The organism is Halorubrum shenae, assembly GCF_051194165.1.
Taxonomy (GTDB): Archaea; Halobacteriota; Halobacteria; order Halobacteriales; family Haloferacaceae; genus Halorubrum.
Genome location: NZ_JBLZNI010000001.1, coordinates 44,495 through 61,767 on the forward strand (window position 1 = coordinate 44,495; position 17,273 = coordinate 61,767).

General features: G+C 64.4%; 19 protein-coding genes. 7 read left to right on the forward strand and 12 right to left on the reverse strand.

Annotation, left to right across the window (positions count from 1 at the left end; all coding sequences use genetic code 11):
- The first annotated feature begins 21 nt into the window (after window positions 1-21).
- Together ACNS88_RS00245 and ACNS88_RS00250 are read left to right on the forward strand one after the other, a co-directional pair.
- Window positions 22-237: a hypothetical protein gene (locus tag ACNS88_RS00245; RefSeq protein ID WP_435092767.1), complete on the forward strand. Its 216-nt coding sequence runs from the start codon at window positions 22-24 to the stop codon at window positions 235-237.
- Window positions 238-321: 84 nt separating this feature from the next.
- Window positions 322-1,302, forward strand: a complete 981-nt coding sequence (locus ACNS88_RS00250) for an A24 family peptidase (protein ID WP_435092768.1) — start codon at window positions 322-324, stop codon at window positions 1,300-1,302.
- Between the two features lie 314 nt (window positions 1,303-1,616).
- Here ACNS88_RS00250 and ACNS88_RS00255 read toward each other — a convergent pair whose 3' ends face one another.
- The 5 genes from ACNS88_RS00255 to ACNS88_RS00275 all read right to left on the reverse strand — a co-directional run bounded on the left by ACNS88_RS00255 (window position 1,617) and on the right by ACNS88_RS00275 (window position 4,471).
- A complete protein-coding gene (locus ACNS88_RS00255) occupies window positions 1,617-2,198 on the reverse strand; it encodes a hypothetical protein (RefSeq protein ID WP_435092769.1) in 582 nt (193 codons plus the stop codon).
- Between the two features lie 109 nt (window positions 2,199-2,307).
- Window positions 2,308-2,685: a hypothetical protein gene (locus tag ACNS88_RS00260; protein WP_435092770.1), complete on the reverse strand. Its 378-nt coding sequence runs from the start codon at window positions 2,683-2,685 to the stop codon at window positions 2,308-2,310.
- Between the two features lie 363 nt (window positions 2,686-3,048).
- The gene (locus ACNS88_RS00265) at window positions 3,049-3,588 is read right to left on the reverse strand and encodes a winged helix-turn-helix transcriptional regulator (RefSeq protein WP_435092771.1); all 540 of its coding nucleotides are present in this window, start codon (window positions 3,586-3,588) and stop codon (window positions 3,049-3,051) included.
- A gap of 42 nt (window positions 3,589-3,630) precedes the next feature.
- Window positions 3,631-3,864 (reverse strand): hypothetical protein, encoded by a 234-nt coding sequence (locus ACNS88_RS00270; RefSeq protein ID WP_435092772.1) that lies wholly within the window; start codon window positions 3,862-3,864, stop codon window positions 3,631-3,633.
- Between the two features lie 160 nt (window positions 3,865-4,024).
- Window positions 4,025-4,471 (reverse strand): PepSY domain-containing protein, encoded by a 447-nt coding sequence (locus tag ACNS88_RS00275; RefSeq protein WP_435092773.1) that lies wholly within the window; start codon window positions 4,469-4,471, stop codon window positions 4,025-4,027.
- A gap of 445 nt (window positions 4,472-4,916) precedes the next feature.
- Between ACNS88_RS00275 and ACNS88_RS00280 the strand changes: the two genes are divergently transcribed.
- On the forward strand, window positions 4,917-5,657 hold the full coding sequence (locus ACNS88_RS00280; RefSeq protein WP_435092774.1) for a hypothetical protein: 741 nt from the start codon (window positions 4,917-4,919) through the stop codon (window positions 5,655-5,657).
- Between the two features lie 285 nt (window positions 5,658-5,942).
- On the opposite strand, the gene dnaG is transcribed toward ACNS88_RS00280, so the two are convergent.
- A complete protein-coding gene (dnaG, locus tag ACNS88_RS00285) occupies window positions 5,943-7,409 on the reverse strand; it encodes a DNA primase DnaG (protein ID WP_435092775.1) in 1,467 nt (488 codons plus the stop codon).
- Window positions 7,410-7,584: 175 nt separating this feature from the next.
- Between dnaG and ACNS88_RS00290 the strand changes: the two genes are divergently transcribed.
- Together ACNS88_RS00290 and ACNS88_RS00295 are read left to right on the forward strand one after the other, a co-directional pair.
- Window positions 7,585-7,839: a DUF3311 domain-containing protein gene (locus tag ACNS88_RS00290; protein WP_435092776.1), complete on the forward strand. Its 255-nt coding sequence runs from the start codon at window positions 7,585-7,587 to the stop codon at window positions 7,837-7,839.
- Entirely contained in the window at window positions 7,836-9,320 is a 1,485-nt protein-coding gene (locus ACNS88_RS00295) for a sodium:solute symporter family protein (RefSeq protein ID WP_435092777.1), read from the forward strand. Before ACNS88_RS00290 ends, ACNS88_RS00295 begins: the two co-directional genes overlap by 4 nt.
- Before the next feature lie 57 nt (window positions 9,321-9,377).
- On the opposite strand, the gene hemA is transcribed toward ACNS88_RS00295, so the two are convergent.
- The 6 genes from hemA to ACNS88_RS00325 form a co-directional block, all read right to left on the reverse strand.
- A complete protein-coding gene (gene hemA / locus ACNS88_RS00300; protein ID WP_435092778.1) occupies window positions 9,378-10,721 on the reverse strand; it encodes a glutamyl-tRNA reductase in 1,344 nt (447 codons plus the stop codon).
- Window positions 10,718-11,395, reverse strand: coding sequence for a precorrin-2 dehydrogenase/sirohydrochlorin ferrochelatase family protein (locus tag ACNS88_RS00305; RefSeq protein WP_435092779.1), 678 nt, complete (start codon window positions 11,393-11,395; stop codon window positions 10,718-10,720). Before ACNS88_RS00305 ends, hemA begins: the two co-directional genes overlap by 4 nt.
- The gene (ahbB, locus tag ACNS88_RS00310; RefSeq protein ID WP_435092780.1) at window positions 11,392-12,477 is read right to left on the reverse strand and encodes a siroheme decarboxylase subunit beta; all 1,086 of its coding nucleotides are present in this window, start codon (window positions 12,475-12,477) and stop codon (window positions 11,392-11,394) included. Before ahbB ends, ACNS88_RS00305 begins: the two co-directional genes overlap by 4 nt.
- 105 nt (window positions 12,478-12,582) lie before the next feature.
- On the reverse strand, window positions 12,583-13,050 hold the full coding sequence (locus tag ACNS88_RS00315) for a DUF7112 family protein (RefSeq protein ID WP_435092782.1): 468 nt from the start codon (window positions 13,048-13,050) through the stop codon (window positions 12,583-12,585).
- A gap of 13 nt (window positions 13,051-13,063) precedes the next feature.
- Window positions 13,064-13,462 carry a 30S ribosomal protein S6e gene (locus ACNS88_RS00320; RefSeq protein WP_435092784.1) on the reverse strand — a complete coding sequence of 133 codons (399 nt, stop codon included), beginning with the start codon at window positions 13,460-13,462 and terminating at the stop codon, window positions 13,064-13,066.
- Window positions 13,463-13,567: 105 nt separating this feature from the next.
- Complete coding sequence (locus tag ACNS88_RS00325) at window positions 13,568-14,281, reverse strand: lipoate--protein ligase family protein (RefSeq protein WP_435092786.1); 714 nt, start codon at window positions 14,279-14,281, stop codon at window positions 13,568-13,570.
- 127 nt (window positions 14,282-14,408) lie between these two features.
- Here ACNS88_RS00325 and ACNS88_RS00330 point away from each other — a divergent pair, with 127 nt between their 5' ends.
- Window positions 14,409-16,088 (forward strand): sensor histidine kinase, encoded by a 1,680-nt coding sequence (locus tag ACNS88_RS00330; protein ID WP_435092788.1) that lies wholly within the window; start codon window positions 14,409-14,411, stop codon window positions 16,086-16,088.
- Between the two features lie 100 nt (window positions 16,089-16,188).
- Window positions 16,189-17,076 (forward strand): DUF8155 domain-containing protein, encoded by an 888-nt coding sequence (locus ACNS88_RS00335; RefSeq protein WP_435092790.1) that lies wholly within the window; start codon window positions 16,189-16,191, stop codon window positions 17,074-17,076.
- The last annotated feature ends 197 nt before the right edge of the window (window positions 17,077-17,273 follow it).

The window sequence follows — 17,273 nt, forward strand, 5'->3', positions numbered from 1 at the left end:
GCGGCGGGCGAATCGACGACAATGACGCTTCTCTCCGGCGTTCCGCTTCCGTGGTCACTCCCGCTCACACTCGTGATCTACGGCGTCGTCGTCGCCGCCGCGGTGTGGATCTACCGCGACGCGAGCGCGCGCGGGAGCCGCTACGCGGTCCTCTGGGGCCTCTCGACGCTCGTGTTCACCATCGTTCCGGTGCTCGCGTACCTATATCTCCATCGCGACGCGGGGCCGGCGCGGTGACCTCGCCGGCCGCTTCCGCTCCGCGCTATCGATCGCGATACGCGAACCCGAACGCCTAATTGCGCCCGCGCCGCCCGTGGGGACATGTTCGCGACGCTGCCGGACGCCCTCCGCCTGTTCGTCGTCCCCGTCTTCGCGTGGGCGGCCCTGCGGGACGTCCGGACACGACGCCTCCCGAACCGACTGTGGCCCCCGCTGTACGCGTTCGGGGCGCTGCTGTTACTCTGGGAGATCGCGGCGATATGGCCCCTCGCGGGGGTCGAGGGACGGCTGTTCCTCGTTCAGGCCGCTATCAGCCTGCTGTTCGTCGCCCCGCTGGGCTACGCGTTCTGGTACCTCGGCGCGTTCGGCGGGGCCGACGCGAAGGCGCTGATCGCGATCGCGGTCCTGTTTCCCACCTTCCCGGAGTACGCCGTCGCCGGAGCGAAACTCCCGCTCGTCGAGACCCAGATCGGCGTGTTTTCGCTGACGGTGCTCACGAACACCGTCCTGATCGCGCTCGCGTACCCGATCGGCCTCGCCGGGATCAACCTCCTCCAGGGAGAGCGCTCGGCGACGATGTTCCTCGCGCGGCCGGTGGCGACCGACTCGCTGCCGGACCGCCACGGACGCTTGTTCGAGGACGACGCGGGGACGACCCGGAACGGCCTCGATCTAGACGCGCTCCGGATGTACCTGCGCTGGCGGGGGGCAACGCTCGCGGGCCTTCGCGAGAACTCGGACCGGCTCCGCGACCCTGACAGCGTCGGCGAGACGCACGACCCGACCGACGGCGGGACGCACGTCGGACCGCGGACGGACGGGGGGACGACGATCGAAGCCGATGACGAATCAGTCGCGGCCGACCCGTGGGCCGCCGAGCGCTTCCTCGACGAAATCGATCACGGCGCGTACGGCACCGACGCCGAAACGCTCCGCGGCGGGTTGGCGGTCGTCGCCGAGAAGGACCGCGTGTTGGTGTCGCCGGGGATGCCGTTCGTCGTCCCGATGGTGATCGGGCTGGTCGTCTCGCTGACGTTCGGCGACGCGCTGTTCGCGGTCCTCGGTGCTGTCGGGTGGGTTTAAGAGGATCTGGTTGAATCCGCAGCGATCAACACATTCCGAACCGGTTTCTGTCAGAATAAGGGGCGTACGTTCGATTCAACGTTGGATCGGATCATTGCCCGTCAAGAGCGTTGTGTGAGATACAGAGGATCCATCTCGCACTGACATCTTCAACCTACCCATTCTCTGTCACAATTAGCGTGACCGACTCAGAGGTTGGAGTCTGCGTGGGAACTGCGTTATTTTCTCCATGTAAATCCTGAATCAGCCGATAGAATGCGCTTGCCTATTGACAACTGAATCTCTACGATGGTCATCAAAAATACTGAATTGTTTCAGGGATCATGATAATTAACAGTTATCTCAGTTGGTCGGTCGGCACCGTTCAGACGCCAGAGAGTGAACGAATAGTCGTAATGATACTCAGGGGTGTCCGGATCCGGTGGGAAGGCTTGGTATGAGGTTACGTCGTATCGGAGTCGCCCGTTTTGGTAGACGGAGTCGTCAGTGAATTCATCAACGACATCTTCGACGAGATTCTTATTCTCTTCACTATAGTCCATGAGGCCGTCACCCGTTGGAAGGACGCCGACAATAACCGACATGAACTGCCGATCCGGGTCGAACGTGCGGAACTCCGTTCCGGGGCCGCTGTCGCCTTCTGCTGGCGTGAGTGCTCCCCAGTTGATGAGTTTGCGTGCGGCGTCTGGATGGGCGAGTATTATCCCCCAGACCCCGGGGACACCCCTCTCAGGAGTTGGTTGATCATCAATAATCACATCATAAGTAGTCGTTCCAAGCGACGAATCGACCTGTGGCCGCGCGTCAAAGCCGGCGGCGCTGCAACCAGCAAGGCCGGTGAGGACTGTTGCACTGGAGAGGTGGAGGGTCTTTCGTCGTGACCATTTAGGGGCCATACGCACGGGTGACCTCACCGACGGTTATAACCGGTGTATCAAACTTGAAATAGCATCTGCCGATTCAAAGGGGAAGGCTTCATTAAATACCCCGTCTTATTGGACCGATTCATGTCCTGCTTGTCGCGGTCCAAGTTGCACTCGCTTCGACAGCAGTCTCGAAAGTAAGGTGAGCTACTTCTGGCGGATTCCCTTCGTCACCGCCTGCGGGGAGAAACTGGAAACTCATCTGTTCCCCAGTCTCTCCGAGGAGAGCTTCAAGAGTCACGATGTCACCCGGTTCGGCGGTGATAAATTCACGACGCACAACCGTTTCATCGCCATCGATTTCCGTGTCAAGTGCGGCATCGAACTGCTCCAATTTTGTGTTTACAGAGACTCTCACAGGGCTGTCACCGGTATTCTCAACAACCAGTGTCCCACCTGGGTACTCAAGGCCCGTATTACCGCTTGGAAGCATTTCCACGCAGCCTGTGAGCGGCAGCATACCAGAACAGACTCCGATCGCCCGTAGAATTCGCCTTCGCTGCATACCTATACAATCAAACCATCACCAAAATGTCTTTTCATAAATCCTGAATGTTCTGTCAAATTCGCTCTGTACTGAACGGTTCTTCGATTGTACTGAGCGGCGCAGCGACTTCTGGGACAAGGCGACACTACTGAAGTCGCTTTTTTCAGGTTCGACTGAGAGAATACGCCGTGTAGTAGACTTGCGTGTTGGTCGCCGGAAGTTCAACCAGTTTAACAACTGTTGCGATGGCTGTGCGGGAGACAAGTGCATATGTTGCGCAGCGTAACGGAGATTAAATTGTCTTTTCCATGCTTGTTTGTACCACAGATTACTGGGTCAGCCCCAGAAGTCAAGGACATTATCGACCGCCCTGTCAACAAAACTTTCCTGATATCTGACGAGGAGTTGCATCGTCAGTTCCTCGTCAGTAACAGTGTAGAGCGTCGTTCGGCCATCCCGAACCTCGGAGATAATCTCCTCTTCAACGAGGCGTGACACGTGCCAAGAAACCGTCGCTGGTGCCACGCCGAGCTCTTCGGCGATTGCCCCATTCCGGGCCGTCTCCTCTTGTATCAAGAACAACAGGACATGGCGGGTCGTCTCGTACCGGAGCGACGACAGTATCTCACGCTCTTCGTTATTGAGTTCCTCGGCGACGAACAACCGACGTTTACCCTGATGGTCCTCACTCATGAGCACGTCGTAGTTTTCGAGCGTGTCGAGATGGTGTTGTAAGAGCCCTGTTTCCATGTCGAGATCGCGCTTCGCTTGGCTGAAGTGAATGCCCGGGCTTGCTTTGACGTATTCGAAGATTTCCTTGCGTGTTTCTAGCTCAAGGATGTCTTCCCCGCCGTCGTCAGATCGGCGTCTAACCATCTGAGTTCCGTCCCTGTGAACCGGGAATGGCGATCAGGCGCGTCATCGTGGCTGCCAGTCGAAGCGCCACACCACTGTCGATAACAGGAGGAGTGCAATTCCCAGTGCGAACAGGCTCGTGAGCAACTCGAAGTACGGGATACCTTCCTCAAAGAACTCGTCACCGACCTCTAACAAGAGATCGGTTGCGAGTAGCGCCGCGAGCAGAGCAAGGACCAGAATGCGACGGACCCGGGTGCGGTAGTAGGCGAGCGCGGTAACGAGGACTACGGCCATCGTCACCAAGAGCGTGAGAGCCCGGATGAACGTTTCCGGTTCAAACAGTTCAATCTCCGTCATCTGATAAAATTGGGTGTGGGAGCTATCTAATTATTTGCTGCGATGGTCACACGCGACAGCTGGTTCTGACAGTCAGTTTAGGGACCGATATCACAGTTTACTCGTTGTCGCTGTCTTCGTACTCATCGTCGTCGTCCATCTCCTCTTCTTCGCGCTCATCTTCGTCGTCCTCGGTCTCGGTTTCAAGGACCGTGCCATCGTCTGCGTGGACGGCAACTTCGATTTCTGAGCCGTTTGTCGTCACGAGTTCAACTTCGTAGACAGGTGCGCCACCCTCGTTTTCGAGTTCAACTTCGTTGACGGTCCCATTGGCTTCGGCAGTTGCGATATCAATCGCTTCTTGCTCAGAGAGTGTGACGTTACTCGCTGGGATCGAATCGTCATCATCAACGTCCGATACGAGTGACGATCCGGTGCCTTGGGCGAATGCTACCCCGCTGCCGACGACGGCGAGCAAGGTGAGTGCAACGACGACGGCTCCGATTGTGGTCCGACTCTTAGATTCCATCAGTTTCGTGGCCTCACTACGACTATTGGGAACCACGTGTAAAGTGTCGTTTGGTATATGAGTCTAGCAGTGGTACACGCCTCTAGCACCCCAGTACATCAGGATTATTATTTATAGAATTCGTGTTAACCATATATATAGAATTGTCCTCAAATTCGATCAGATCAGACCGGTCACAAAAGACAACTTGCGTACCAGTACGGGTCGATATCTACCCAAACCCAGTCAGGAACCGCCTGAAAGACATAGACGATATACCCATCAAACACCTCTTCACTACACATTTATGGTTCAGTTTGGACAAAGCGAAATTGGACCGGCTGCGGCTCACCGTCTTATTGTAAACTAAACTATTGAAACAATACTAATCAGACTGTGAGATACACTATACTCAGTCGTTAAAGACGTGTACCACTGTTGAACTCATATACCAAACGATACTTTATCAGGAGTCATTTACCCGTATTTGGAGGCACGAAAGATGAATCTTCAAGGAAGTCTTCGGCGTGGTCTCATCGGGTGTATTCTTCTTATACTAATTGTTGGAACAAGTGGCGTTGTGGTTGCGCACCCAGTGTCTTCTTCTCCCGGAGCGGACACTATATCGTCCGAAGATCTCGAAGGCGCTTCAGACCATCTCGGGCAGCAGGTCATATCTCCCGATACAGTGCAGATTGAACAAGTCGAAGTGGAGGATGAAGAAGGCGAAATAGAAGACGGAGAGGAAGAAGAAGGCGGAGGGTCTGTCATCGGCGACTGGTGGGGGCTCGGTGAAGAGGCACAGGAATCGGCATATATGGGACTTGTCGAACTCGGTGTTGTGATATTGACTATTGGGCTTGGAGGATATATGCTCGCCAAACGAACATCTGTTGTCCCAACTCAATACCGACGATACCTGCTCCCCGCACACGAGTGGTCGATGCTTCTCGGGACAGCCCTCACTGTCCCACACTTTTTCGGTGTCGAGGAATGGGAAGGACTCGGCTTCGCTGTCGGAGTGTTACTCGCCATCGAGGTCATCAGTGGCCTATACGGATACTATTTACACCGGCACGTGATCCGGCTTGGCCGTGGCGGCGAATCACCTGCGATCCTCAGAAACGTCCTTACACTGTCGAAAAAGGTGGTATTCTCGCGGTGGCTGTGGATCCACCGATCACTGACCGTTGTCACTGCCGTCGTTCTGGTACTCCATATTGTGACTGCCATCGGTGAGTAGGCACCGTGATGTCACAGTGAGATGTGTCTCTATTGTACTGATCGATCCGTGAGTCTGCTGTACTGACCGATCCACTCTGATCGAATCGGGAATGGTTCTGTGCGAGATACGCGCTCTGTATCTCGCACAGTCTCGAAACCCCCCATTGGATTAACAAAACTCTCCGTGGTCGGTACTCTGTCTTCATCAAACGACTGTTTCATGCCGCGTTCTGTCCGAGGAATCGGACTTACAGAAGCGGTTCACGAACGAATCCGTTCACACCGGAGACGTCCCGCGCTGCCCTCAGCTCCCGGCGCGGAGGTCGCCGACCGTGAGCACTCGCGTTCCCACGGGCCGTTTCACGAACTCGCCGACCTCGCGGCCGAGCAACTCGCTGACGCCGCGCTGGGCGGCGACGTCGAGCAGGCGCTGATCGATTAGCCCGTCGACGACGACCGTGTGCGGGGCGGTTTCTGCGTCCTCGACCGCGTCGAAGGCGTCGCCTGCGTCGACCTCCGCGAGGACGCCGCGGTCGTCACCGAGCAGCCGAGCGCGGTCGCTGCCGGCGTCGACGATCTCTTGCACGTGCTCTTCGATCGAGCGCGGTTCCTCGTCGAGCGACGCGTCACCTCCCGCTTCGGCGTCGTCGGCAGCGGTGTCGTCAGTCGCTCCGTCGCTACCGCTCTCAGGGTTCGTGTCGGGCCCTTGCGCGTCAGCCCCTTCCGAGTCGGTCGCCGCTCCCGCCGGGGTGTCCTCGACTGCCTCCACGAGTCCGCCCCCCGTCGCACCGCGGGCCCCGTCGGCGACGACACTGGCGTCTCCGCGATCGCTCGCTCGTTCGCTCCCAGTTGCGTTCTTGCCCCGGCTCTGGGGGGTGTCGGAAGCGCCGGCGGGGAGACCGGTCCCGTTCTCTTCGAGCGGGGTGTCTCCGGAGTCGTCCGCGGCCGCCTCGCGAAGGTTCGGCTCGTCGACGAGGCTGCTGTACGGCACCTTCCCGCGGAGCGCCTCGAAGACGGCGTTGCGGTCGAGGTCCTCGACCGATTCCCCCGGCGGAGCGAACGCGACGTAGTCGACGTCGCCCACCTGCGCGAGCTCGCGGAGGATGAGCTCGCCGCCGCGGTCCCCGTCGAGGAACGCCGTAACGGTGCGGTCGGCGGTGAGGTCCGCTACCGCGTCGGGGACGTTCGTCCCCTCGACCGCGACGGCGTTCTTGATGCCGCACTCGAGGACGGTCAACACGTCAGCGCGCCCCTCGACGACGATGACGGCGTCGGAGTCGCCGACACGGGGGCCGGCGGGGAGCCCCTCGTAGTCGACGATACCCTCGACGCGGGCGGCCTCGCGGACCTCTTCGAGGATGTCGTCACTCCTGAGGCTGGTCTCCTCGAAGCCGCCGGCGATCAGCTCCTTGGCGCGCTCGACGACCTCGCGGCGCTTCGCCGCCCGCACGTCTTCGATGCTCGTCACCTCCACCGAGGCGTGGCAGGGACCGATGCGGTCGATCGTCTCCAGCGCGGCGGCGAGGATCGCGGTCTCGATTTTGTCGAGGCTCGATGCGACTGTGACCTCGCCGAACGACTGCCCGTTCTCGGACTCGACGGCGACGTCGATCCGCCCGACCCGGGAGGACTCTTGGAGGTCACGGAGGTCTAGTTCGTCGCCGAGGAGCCCCTCGGTCTGGCCGAACACCGCGCCGACGACGTCGCTCCGCTCGACGACGCCGTCGGCCGCGATAGTGGCGTGGATGAGGTATTTTTCGGTGTCTTTCATGATGGGTGAATGGTGATGATCGGCGGCGTACGCCGCCCGTGTGGCATTATGTCTGTCGGCGAAAATAGTTATCGCACGCGCCTGCGTCGCTATTTATTGAAGAAAAATTCTCTTCGGTACTCAATATCGAACTATCCCAATAGTATTTAATCGAGGAATCCTAATGTGGTTCTACATGAGTCGATCGCGGAGAGATCTCGTGTGGATACCGACGTTCGCGGTCCTCGTCGCCTTCGCGGTGCCGTGGCCGCTCTGGGGAGTCGATCGGGTCGTCGCCGGGCTACCGGTGTGGATCTGGTGGCACGTGGCGTGGCTCGGGCTGTGTACCGTCCTGTTCTCGCTGTTCGTCCGGAGCGGCGCGTGGGAGCGCGGGATGGGTCGCCGTCCGGAGTCGGAACCAAACTCGACGCTCAGGGGTGATCGGCGATGACGCTTGGGCTGTCGCTCGGCATCATCGTCGGCTACCTGCTGTTCGCGCTCGCGGTCGGCCTCGTGGCCTACCGCGTCTCCGAGACCACCGCTGAGGACTACTACCTCGCGAACCGGTCGATCGGAACGGTCGTGCTGCTTTTCACCACGTTCGCGACCCTGCTCTCGGCGTTCACGTTCTTCGGCGGACCGAACCTCGCGTTCGCCGCCGGTCCGGAGTGGCTGATCGTGATGGGGACGCTCGACGGGGTACTGTTCGCGGTGCTGTGGTACGCGATCGGCTACAAGCAGTGGCTGATCGGCGACCGCAACGGCTACGTCACGCTCGGAGAGATGCTCGGCGACCGATTCGGCTCCGTGGGACTGCGCGCGCTCGTCGCCGGGGTGAGCCTCCTCTGGCTGTTCCCGTACGTCATGCTTCAGCAGATGGGCGCTGGCGAGGCGCTGGTGGGACTCACCGACGGCGCGGTCCCGTACTGGGGCGGCGCGGCGCTGGTCACCGCGTTCATGATCCTCTACGTCGTCCTCGCGGGGATGCGCGGCGTGGCGTGGACTGACACCGTCCAGGGCCTGTTCATGCTCTCTATCGTGTGGATCGCCGCCGTGTGGGTGGTTTCGGCGATCGGCGGCGTCGGCGCGGCCACCGGTGCGATGCTCGACGCCCAGCCCGAGTTCGGGAGCTTCGGCGGCGGGCTCTACTCGCCCGGCTTCATCATCTCCACCGCGATCACCATCGCGTTCGGCGTGACGATGTTCCCGCAGATCAACCAGCGGTTCTTCGTTGCGAAGTCGGGCGAAACGCTGAAGCGGTCGTTCGTTCTGTGGCCGGTGCTCGTCCTCCTCCTCTTCCTCCCCGCGTTCATGCTGGGCGCGTGGGCGGTCGGGATGCCCGTCGAGGTGCCCGCCGACGCCAACGTGCTCCCCGTCGTCTTGAACGAGTACACGCCGGCGTGGTTCGCGGCGCTCGTGATCGCTGGCGCGATGGCCGCGATGATGTCCTCTTCGGACTCGATGTTGCTCTCCGGCTCGTCGTACTTCACCCGCGACGTGTACCGACCCGTGATCAACGCCGACGCCTCCGAGCGCCGTGAGGCGTGGATCGCTCGGATCGGCGTCGCCGTCTTCGCCCTCCTCGCGTTCGTCGCGAGCCTCTTCCGGCCCGGGACGCTGATCGAGGTCGGCGGCACCGCCTTCTCGGGATTCGCGCTGCTCGCGCTCCCCGTGATCTGCGCGCTCTACTGGGACCGAACGACGCGCACCGGCATGATCGTCGGCGTGCTCGTCCCACAAGTCGCGTACCTCGCGGTGGTGCTGTCCGCGGTCGTCGCCTCCGTGCCGACGCTGCCCCGCACCGTCGCCGGCGGCTGGGACGTAGCGCTCGGGCTGATGGTCCTCTCTGCGCTCCTCACGGTCGGCGTCTCGCTCGTCACCGCGCCGACCGCCGACAGCGACGCCTCGCGGTTCGCGGTCGCCGGCGACTGAACGGGGCGCCGTCGCGGCCGCTCACGGGCGTTTACAAAGCAAGATCTCGAGCCCGGATCAGTCGTCGAGCTCCTCGGTGACCGAGTCGAGCGGAGCCTCGACATCTCTGGGGGCCCCGTTGCGGCCGGACTCGCTCGCTCCCGGCCCCTCCGGCGGCGTGTCGAATTCGGGGTCGAACAGCCGGAGCGCGGTGCGGATCGTCTCCCAGTCGTCCTCGCCGGCCGCGTCGCGCAGCGACCGGGTCGGGGCGGCGAGCAGCTGGCCGACCAGCGCGTCCGCCAAGTCCTCGACGGTCCCGCGCTGCTCGTCGGTCAACTCCCCCTGCGCCTCGAGCTTCGAAACGGCGCGATCGACCTCGCGGGCCTTCACGCGGTCGGCGCCCGCGTACATCGCCGAGATGGCGTCGTCGGCACGCTTGCGCTTGTACGCCTCCAGAATCCGGTCGAGCTCCTCGTCGATGATCGCCTCGACCTCCCGTGCCTCTTCCTCGCGGCTCTCGCGGGTTTTGCGGGTCACGTCCTCCAACGCGTCGATGTCGTACAGCGAGATACCGTCGCGATCGGCGAGCGTCGGATCCACGTCCCGCGGCTGCGCGATGTCGATGCAGACGAGTCGGTCGGCGCCCGTCACGTGTTCCGGCCGGATCACCGGGTCCGGGCTGCCGGTCGCCGTGATCACGAGATCGGCGTCCGGGACCACTGTCGCGAGGTCGGCGAGCGAGACCGCCTCCGCAGGGGTCTCAACCTCGCCGGCGACGAACGCCGCATTCGGCACCGTCCGGTTGGCCACGACGATCTCCGAGACCGCGGTGTCGTCGAGCGACCGAGCCGCGAGCGTTCCCATCTCGCCGGCGCCGACCACGACGGCAGAGCCGTCGGTGAGGTCGATCTCACCGGCCGCCAGCCGTACCGCGGCCGAGCCGAGCGAGACGACGCCTTCGTTGATCGACGTCTCGTTGCGCGCCCGCTCGCCGACGTGGAGCGCCTTCGTCACCGCGTCTTTCAGCACGGGACCGATCCCGCCCGCGGACTTTGACTCCTCGTACGCCTCACGGAGCTGACCGCTGATCTGGTCTTCGCCGAGCACGAGCGATTCGAGCCCGGACGCGACCCGCATCAGGTGTTCTAAGCTCTCTTCATGATCGAGTCGGCGGACCGCTCCGCTTCGGACCTCGGGAGCGAACGACTCCAGCGCCGCTGATCCGTCGACGGTCCGGTCGGTGACCACATACGCCTCCGAGCGGTTGCAGGTCTGGAGCGCAAACGCCTCCTCGACGCCGTCGCGCGCGAGCAGGTCCGAGACGGTGGCGCGGACGCCGTCGCCGCCCGCGGCCTCGATCTCGTCGACCGTCGCGCGGGAGTGGGCGACGCTCACGCCGGTGATAGCGCCCGTCTCCTTCATCTGGTGAGTACCTCCTCGATCACGGAATCCGCCTCTTGTCGACCGTAGGAATCCCCCTTTTGTAAACCCTTCCAAACCCCCTCGGATCGCACGACGCGACGGATCGCTTCTCGACGTTTCTCGGGCGGAACATCCCGGTCTTTGAGTTCTGCACGGAGCGTTCCGGACAGTTTCGCCATCGCGCCGGCGCCGCCGATCTCCTCTTCGATCCGCTCACGAAGCGCCTTCGCGAGCGCCGGACTGGCGCCGCCGGTCGAGAGAGCCACGCTCACCGGGTCGTCCTCGACCGTCGCCGGGACGACGACGCTCCCCGCTCCCCGACCACCAGACCGGTCGGCAGACGACACGTCCGTCCGATTGACGAGGACGTCCGCGTCGCGTGCGGCCGCCTCGGCCGCCGCGTTGACTGCGGCCTCGTCCGTGGCGGCGACGACGAGCGCCGGCTCGACGCGTTCGATCCAGTCGCCGACGGCCTCGGCGTTCGGCGCGGCCCGGACGAGTTCGACCGGCTCGGAACTCCCCGCCGCGAGACCGACCAGCCGATCGTCGAACGCGGGGCTCACGACGACGACCCGCGCCTCGTCGGCGAACCGGGACGCCTTCCGGGATCCGACGGCGCCGCCGCCGAACACCAGCACCGTCTCGCCGGCGAAGTCGTGGTACAGCGGGATCACGCGGTGTTACTGTCGGCGCGGTCGGCGATGCGGATCCCCGTCTTCTTGAGGATACGGGTCGAGAACAGCGTGTCCCAGTCGTTCTCGCCGACCTCCCAGTACTCCTCCATTAACTCTTTTACCTCCGCGATCCGGCGTTCGCTCTCGGCCTCCGTCCGCCCGTGGGTCATCGCGAAGAAGTTGTACTCCCAGACGCCCTCGTGGCGGGGACGCTCGTAACAGTGGGTGACGAAGTCGAGCCCCGCGACCGCCGGGCCGACCTCGTCGAGGGCTGCTTCTGGCACGTCCCAGACGGTCATCCCGTTCTCGGTGTACCCGAGCGCGTAGTGGTTCGGGATGACGCCGACGCGGCGCACCTTCCCTTCCGCGTTGAACCGTTTGATCGTCCCGATCACCCACTCGACCTCAGCCCCGATCGCGGCCGCCACGTCCGCGTAGGGCGTCTCGGTGATCGGGAGCCCGCCCTGGATCTCGACGACGAGGTCGCGCTCGTCGGGCGTCAGCGTCGACCGGTCGCTGGGCGAGACCGCGGGCCCCAGATCTGAAAGGTCGACCTCGCCGTCGGGGACCGGGCCGTCGACGAGGAACTTCGCGCCGACGTGGAACTCGCGGACCTTCGGGAGGTTGTACGTCTCCTGGCCGGTCGCGGCCTCGATCTCGGCGAGCACCTCATCGACCCGGTCGCCCCCGTCTTTGTCGGGGTCCGGATGATCGGCGACGCTCACAACGAACCACATGTTGAGGTGCGGGTGCTCGCGCTCGTAGTTGTGCGCGACCGCGGTGAACTCGTTGACCGTCTCCGCGATCTCGTCGTATCGGTCCTCTGGCGCGTGCATCGCGACCAGCGACGCCGCTCCGCCGATCTCTTCGGCGTTGACGAGCGCCCCAAACCGGGAGAGTGTCCCCGCCTCGTCGAGCTCGCGCACGCGTTCGCACAGCTCCCGACCGGTCACGTCGATGCCGTGCTCGCGGAGCGCGGCCGCAGCCGGCTCGAAGGGGCGCTCGATCACCGGGAATCCGCCCTGGAAGGCGTTGATGATTCCACGGTCGAGCGCCGTCAGATCCGCGTCGACCTCTTGCATACGTATTGATCGGGTCCGCGCGAGAATAAGCGATCCGGCCTGTACGCGGAGCGATCCGGCCCGGGACCGGCGTGGAAGGAGCCAACCGCAGGTCGACCCGTCGACTCAGCCGTCGAGATCGCGTGCGATGTCCGACAGCGACGAACGCGGGCCGCGGGTCGCCTCGTACACCGTCCGCTCGCCGGGAATACGGAAGCCGTACAGCTCACCGGGAACGACGACGTCGAGAACGACGACATCGCCCGGCTCTCGTTCGTTGGCGTCGAGCCACTCGGCGAGGCGGTTTGCTCCCTCGCCGGGTTCGCGCGCGAGCCGCCGGTTGTCGAAGGCGCCGCGGATCACTCGTCCCTTGCTGTCGCTTCGCACGGGCGCGTGATACTCCTCGCGGTCGATGGAGACGCGAACGATATCGCCCGCGGCCAGCGGGAGCGACTCGCAGGTCCCGGACTCGACGCGGCCCTCGAGCGCGTCGTCGTCCGGGATCCGGACGCAGGGACGGCGAGTGCCGCCGCTCCGAGCGAGAGAAACGCGGATCGAAGCGACGCCCTCGTCGTCGGAGGGAACGCGGGGCATCGAAAACGGGCGCTTACTCCTCGTCGGCGTCGCCGTCGTCTTCTCCGAGCGCGGCGGCGACGTCGTCACCCTCGACCACTGAGGCGTTGATCTGGGCCACGTCGTTGTCGATCTCGCGACCGCGGACGGTGATCCGCTTGCGCTCGCCCTCGCGAGACGGCTCGAAACCGACGCCACCCTCGAGCAGGAGTTCCTTCAGGCGGGTGCCCGAGACGTCCTCGCGCATCGGGCGCCCGGTCTCGTCGGAGCCGCCGGTGATCTCGACCGTGTGCTCGGAGAGCCCGACGGCGTCGCCGCCGATCTCGTCGCCGATCTCGCGACCGAGGAACCGATTGGCGTCCTGTCCGTCGACCTCTCGCTGGAACGTCTCGCCGGTGTCGGGATCGGCGATGACGACTTTGAATTCGGCCATGAGCGAACTGAGACTCCCGCGAATAAAAAGCACGTCGAAAGCGCGATCCGGCTGCAATCCGGCCGCAATCCGCCAGTGGACCGCGTCGCAGACGGCCCTCGCCGTTCAGCCGTCGTTGTCGATACGCTCGATCTGCGGGTCGCCGTCGCCCCACGGATCGTCGATAAACGCGCCCTCTAGTGCCCGAACGACGGGTTTTGGATCTCCGGGGCCGCCCGCCTCCGCGACGCTCCCGACAGTCGTCGCGTCGAACGGAACGCCGAGCGCGTCGTATACCGCGGCAGTCGCGTCGGTGATATCGCGTGCGTCCGCCCGCGTGACAACCAAACAACCCGCCACGAGCGCGGCGTCGTCGCGGACGCGCTGTGCGATCCCGGCAATCTTTCCCCCGCCCGCGACACGGATCGAGTGATCCCCCGGACAGAACGACTCGGGAGGCTCTCCGGACGACACGTCCGCGCCGAGGTCGCGCAACGCTTCGAGGACGGTCTCCGTCGCGCGCTCGTATCGGTCGGCTATCGATCCGGGACCCGAGTCGTCACCGAGCGGGACCGCGTGCGCGAACGCGAGCGTGTCACCCGGATAGACGACGGCCCTGCCCCCCACGTCGCGTTCGACCGGCTCGAACCCTCGCTCGGCGGTGATCCGCTTTGCTCGCTCGAAGCCCGACTCATGGGCGTCGCGGCGACCGAAGGCGATCTGTCGGGGCGGGGTCCACACTCGAAGTCCCGACCGCCCGCCGCTCGCGCCCGCGAGTAGGCCCGCCGTGTGCTTGCGGTCCGCCCCAGGTCGCGGGTCATAGCCTCTGAGCACGCGCATACCTGCGTGACGGGGGGACCGAAGAAGCCGCTTGCGACACGCGTCTGACACACGTCGTCCGCATCGGAGCAGGCGGCGACCGCGTGACACAAACGTTTTGCCGACCCTCTTACTGTGTCTGATAACGATGAGCGATCTCGGCTCGCTGCCGGTGCAGGCGTACCTCGCAGCCTGCCTGCTCGCCGGGATTATCGGGCTCGGGCTCGGGTACGTCGCGTGGACCGATCGACAGGAGCCCGGCGGGACCGAGGTCGCCCTCTACCTGCTCTGTGGCGGCGGCATCTCGCTGCTGTACGCCGTTCGGGTCGCCAGCGCGAGCGAGCTCGCGATGGTCGTCGCGCTCAACCTCTCGACCCCGCTTCTCGCCGCGGTTCCCGGGATCTGGATGGCGTTCGTGTTGGCGTTCTCCGGGCACGATAGGTGGCGCACAGAGAACCGGACCGTCGCGCTCGCCGCCCCGCCGTTCGTCTGGGTGTTGACCGCGTGGTCGAGCGGGACCCACGAGCTCTCGCGCCGCGGTCTGACGGCCGTCGTCGAGGGCCCGTTCGCGCTGCTCTCGTTCGATCTCGGGATCGCGGACGCGGTGTTCGTGCTGTACGCCTACGGGCTGTGTATCGCCGGCGTCCTCGTCGTCGTCGATCTGTACCGCCGGACCGGGAACCGATACCGGCTGCAGACGTTCGTGATCCTGCTCGGAACGTTGTTCCCGTTTCTCGGCGGGATCATCACGGTCGTGGACGTGGGAAGCTACACGCATCTCGCGTGGTTCCCGACGGGACTCGTGGTCCACGGCGTCTTCCTGTACGGGACGTTCTTCTGGCTTGGGACGCTCGACGCCGTCGTCGTCGCCCGCGACACCGCCGTCGAGGTGATGCAGGACCCCGTAATCGTCGCCGGCTCCGACGGCCGGATACGCGACCTCAACCCGGCGGCAGACGATCTGCTGTCGCCCGACGCAGTCGGCTCCTCGCTGGCGGACGTGTTCCCGCGTCTAGAGGTGGGCGTAAAACACCCGATATCGATCGGCGAGCGGCAGTTCGACATCCAGGAGGACCCGATCACGGACCCCCGCGGGACCGACCGCGGACACGTGTTCCTGTTGCGTGACGTGACCGAACGCGAGCGTCGACAGACAGAGCTAGAGCGCCGCGAGGCCGAGTTAGAGCGGCAAAACGAGCGGTTAGAGGACTTCGCCGGCGTCGTCTCTCACGACTTGCGGAACCCCCTCGCGGCCGCGACCGCAGCGGTGGAGCTCGCTCGCTACGGCGACGGGGACAACGAGGACGCGCTCGACCGCGCCGCGAACGCCCACGAGCGGATGGACAACCTGATCGAGGGGCTGCTGTCGCTGGCGACCGCCGGAAAGTCAGTCGACGAGGTTGACCACGTCTCGCTCGACGGGACCGCCAGACGTGTCTGGTCACGGCTCGAAACCGGGGACGCGACGCTGTTGGTCGACGGGCGCGACGTGCCCGCCTTGGCCGACGGTGACCGGCTCGAACAGCTCCTCTCGAACTTGTTCCGCAACGCGATCGAACACGCCGGCGAAGACGTGGCGGTCCGTGTCGAGATCGAGCGCCGGGACGACGGAATCGCGCTTGCCGTCGCCGACAACGGCCCCGGCGTGCCGCCGGATCAGCGATCTGAGGTGACCGAGCGCGGCGTCTCCCTCGGCGGCGGAACCGGGCTCGGGCTCTCTATCGTCGGCGACATCGCCGAGGCGCACGGGTGGACACTCTCCGTCGAGGAGTCGGAATCCGGCGGCGCGCGGTTCGTCATCTCGGGGATCGATCCGGCAGACGACTGATCGGGCGCGTGACTCCCATTCGGACGGTGGCCGGGGCAGCTGCCGCAGCGATGATCGGCTCCGACGGCCACTTGCCCGTCGGGCTCATACCGAGTACGCGATGGCTGTTACGCTACCGTCGTCGGTACTCGATCGCTATCGACGGTTCTCGCGGTTTAATTCGCCGTATCCCGCGCACGACGACGGCTGCGCGGTCGACCTCTACCCGGACGGGGAGACGGGACGCTCTCCGATCGCCGGCGTGGTCCGAGAGACGCGGACCGTTGGCTGTCCGGACCGTCCGTACGCCGCCGACGAGGACCACCTGATCGCCGTCGAACTCAACGACGACTGGTGCCGACGAGCCGGCGCGACACCCGGGACCGTCGCACGAGTCCTCCACGTGGTCCCGGAGGTTTCTCCAGGCGACCGCGTCGCCGTCGGCGATGCGCTCGGTCCGCTGACGCGGTCCGGCTTCTTCGGTCGGTGGGTCGACGACCACGTCCACCTCGGCTTCAGACCGCCGAGTGCGAACGCGCTCCGGGCGAGCGGATCGCTTCCGGTGGATGTCGACGTGCCGGTTGAGCCGATACAGTGGGACGGGACCGGCGCGGTCGTCGAGCGCGGCCCGACGCACGTCGTTCTCGACATGCCGACCCATCCGGCGCCAGGGCGGCGGTTTGCGGCGCTCGCGAGCGACGAGGGGATCCCCCTCGACGGCGGACTGGCGCACTACGCGGGCGGCGGCGCGTTCGACGCGCTCGCAGACGGGGCGGCGGTGTCGCTGTGGGGAACCCGCGTCGGCGTCGCGCGGGGACGCGGCCTCGAGTGGGAGCCGGTCGACGTGCTTGCGAACAGCGAGCGGGTGGTGGGGCTGTCGCTGTTCGCGGCCAGAGACGGCGGGTTCGGCGCGAAAGTCATCTGTCCGGACAGACGGTTTGATCTCGGTGAGACCGTCTCCCTCTCGCTCGCCCCGAGCGACGACCCGATCCGGCTCGGCGTCGGGTGAGTTTGGGGACATCGACAGCTAGCGAGAGTGATGGCGAACAGCCGGCGCGAACGATCCGCCGCGGCGGTGCGCCGGGCTCCCGCCTCGGCCGCCGCGGGATGAGGTGTCAGGTCACGGGACGGATACTGCGGAATCACAGATAAGGCATCGGCCGAGGGGCCCTCGTCTCGTTCCCATCTTTCCAACCTCAACGCCGT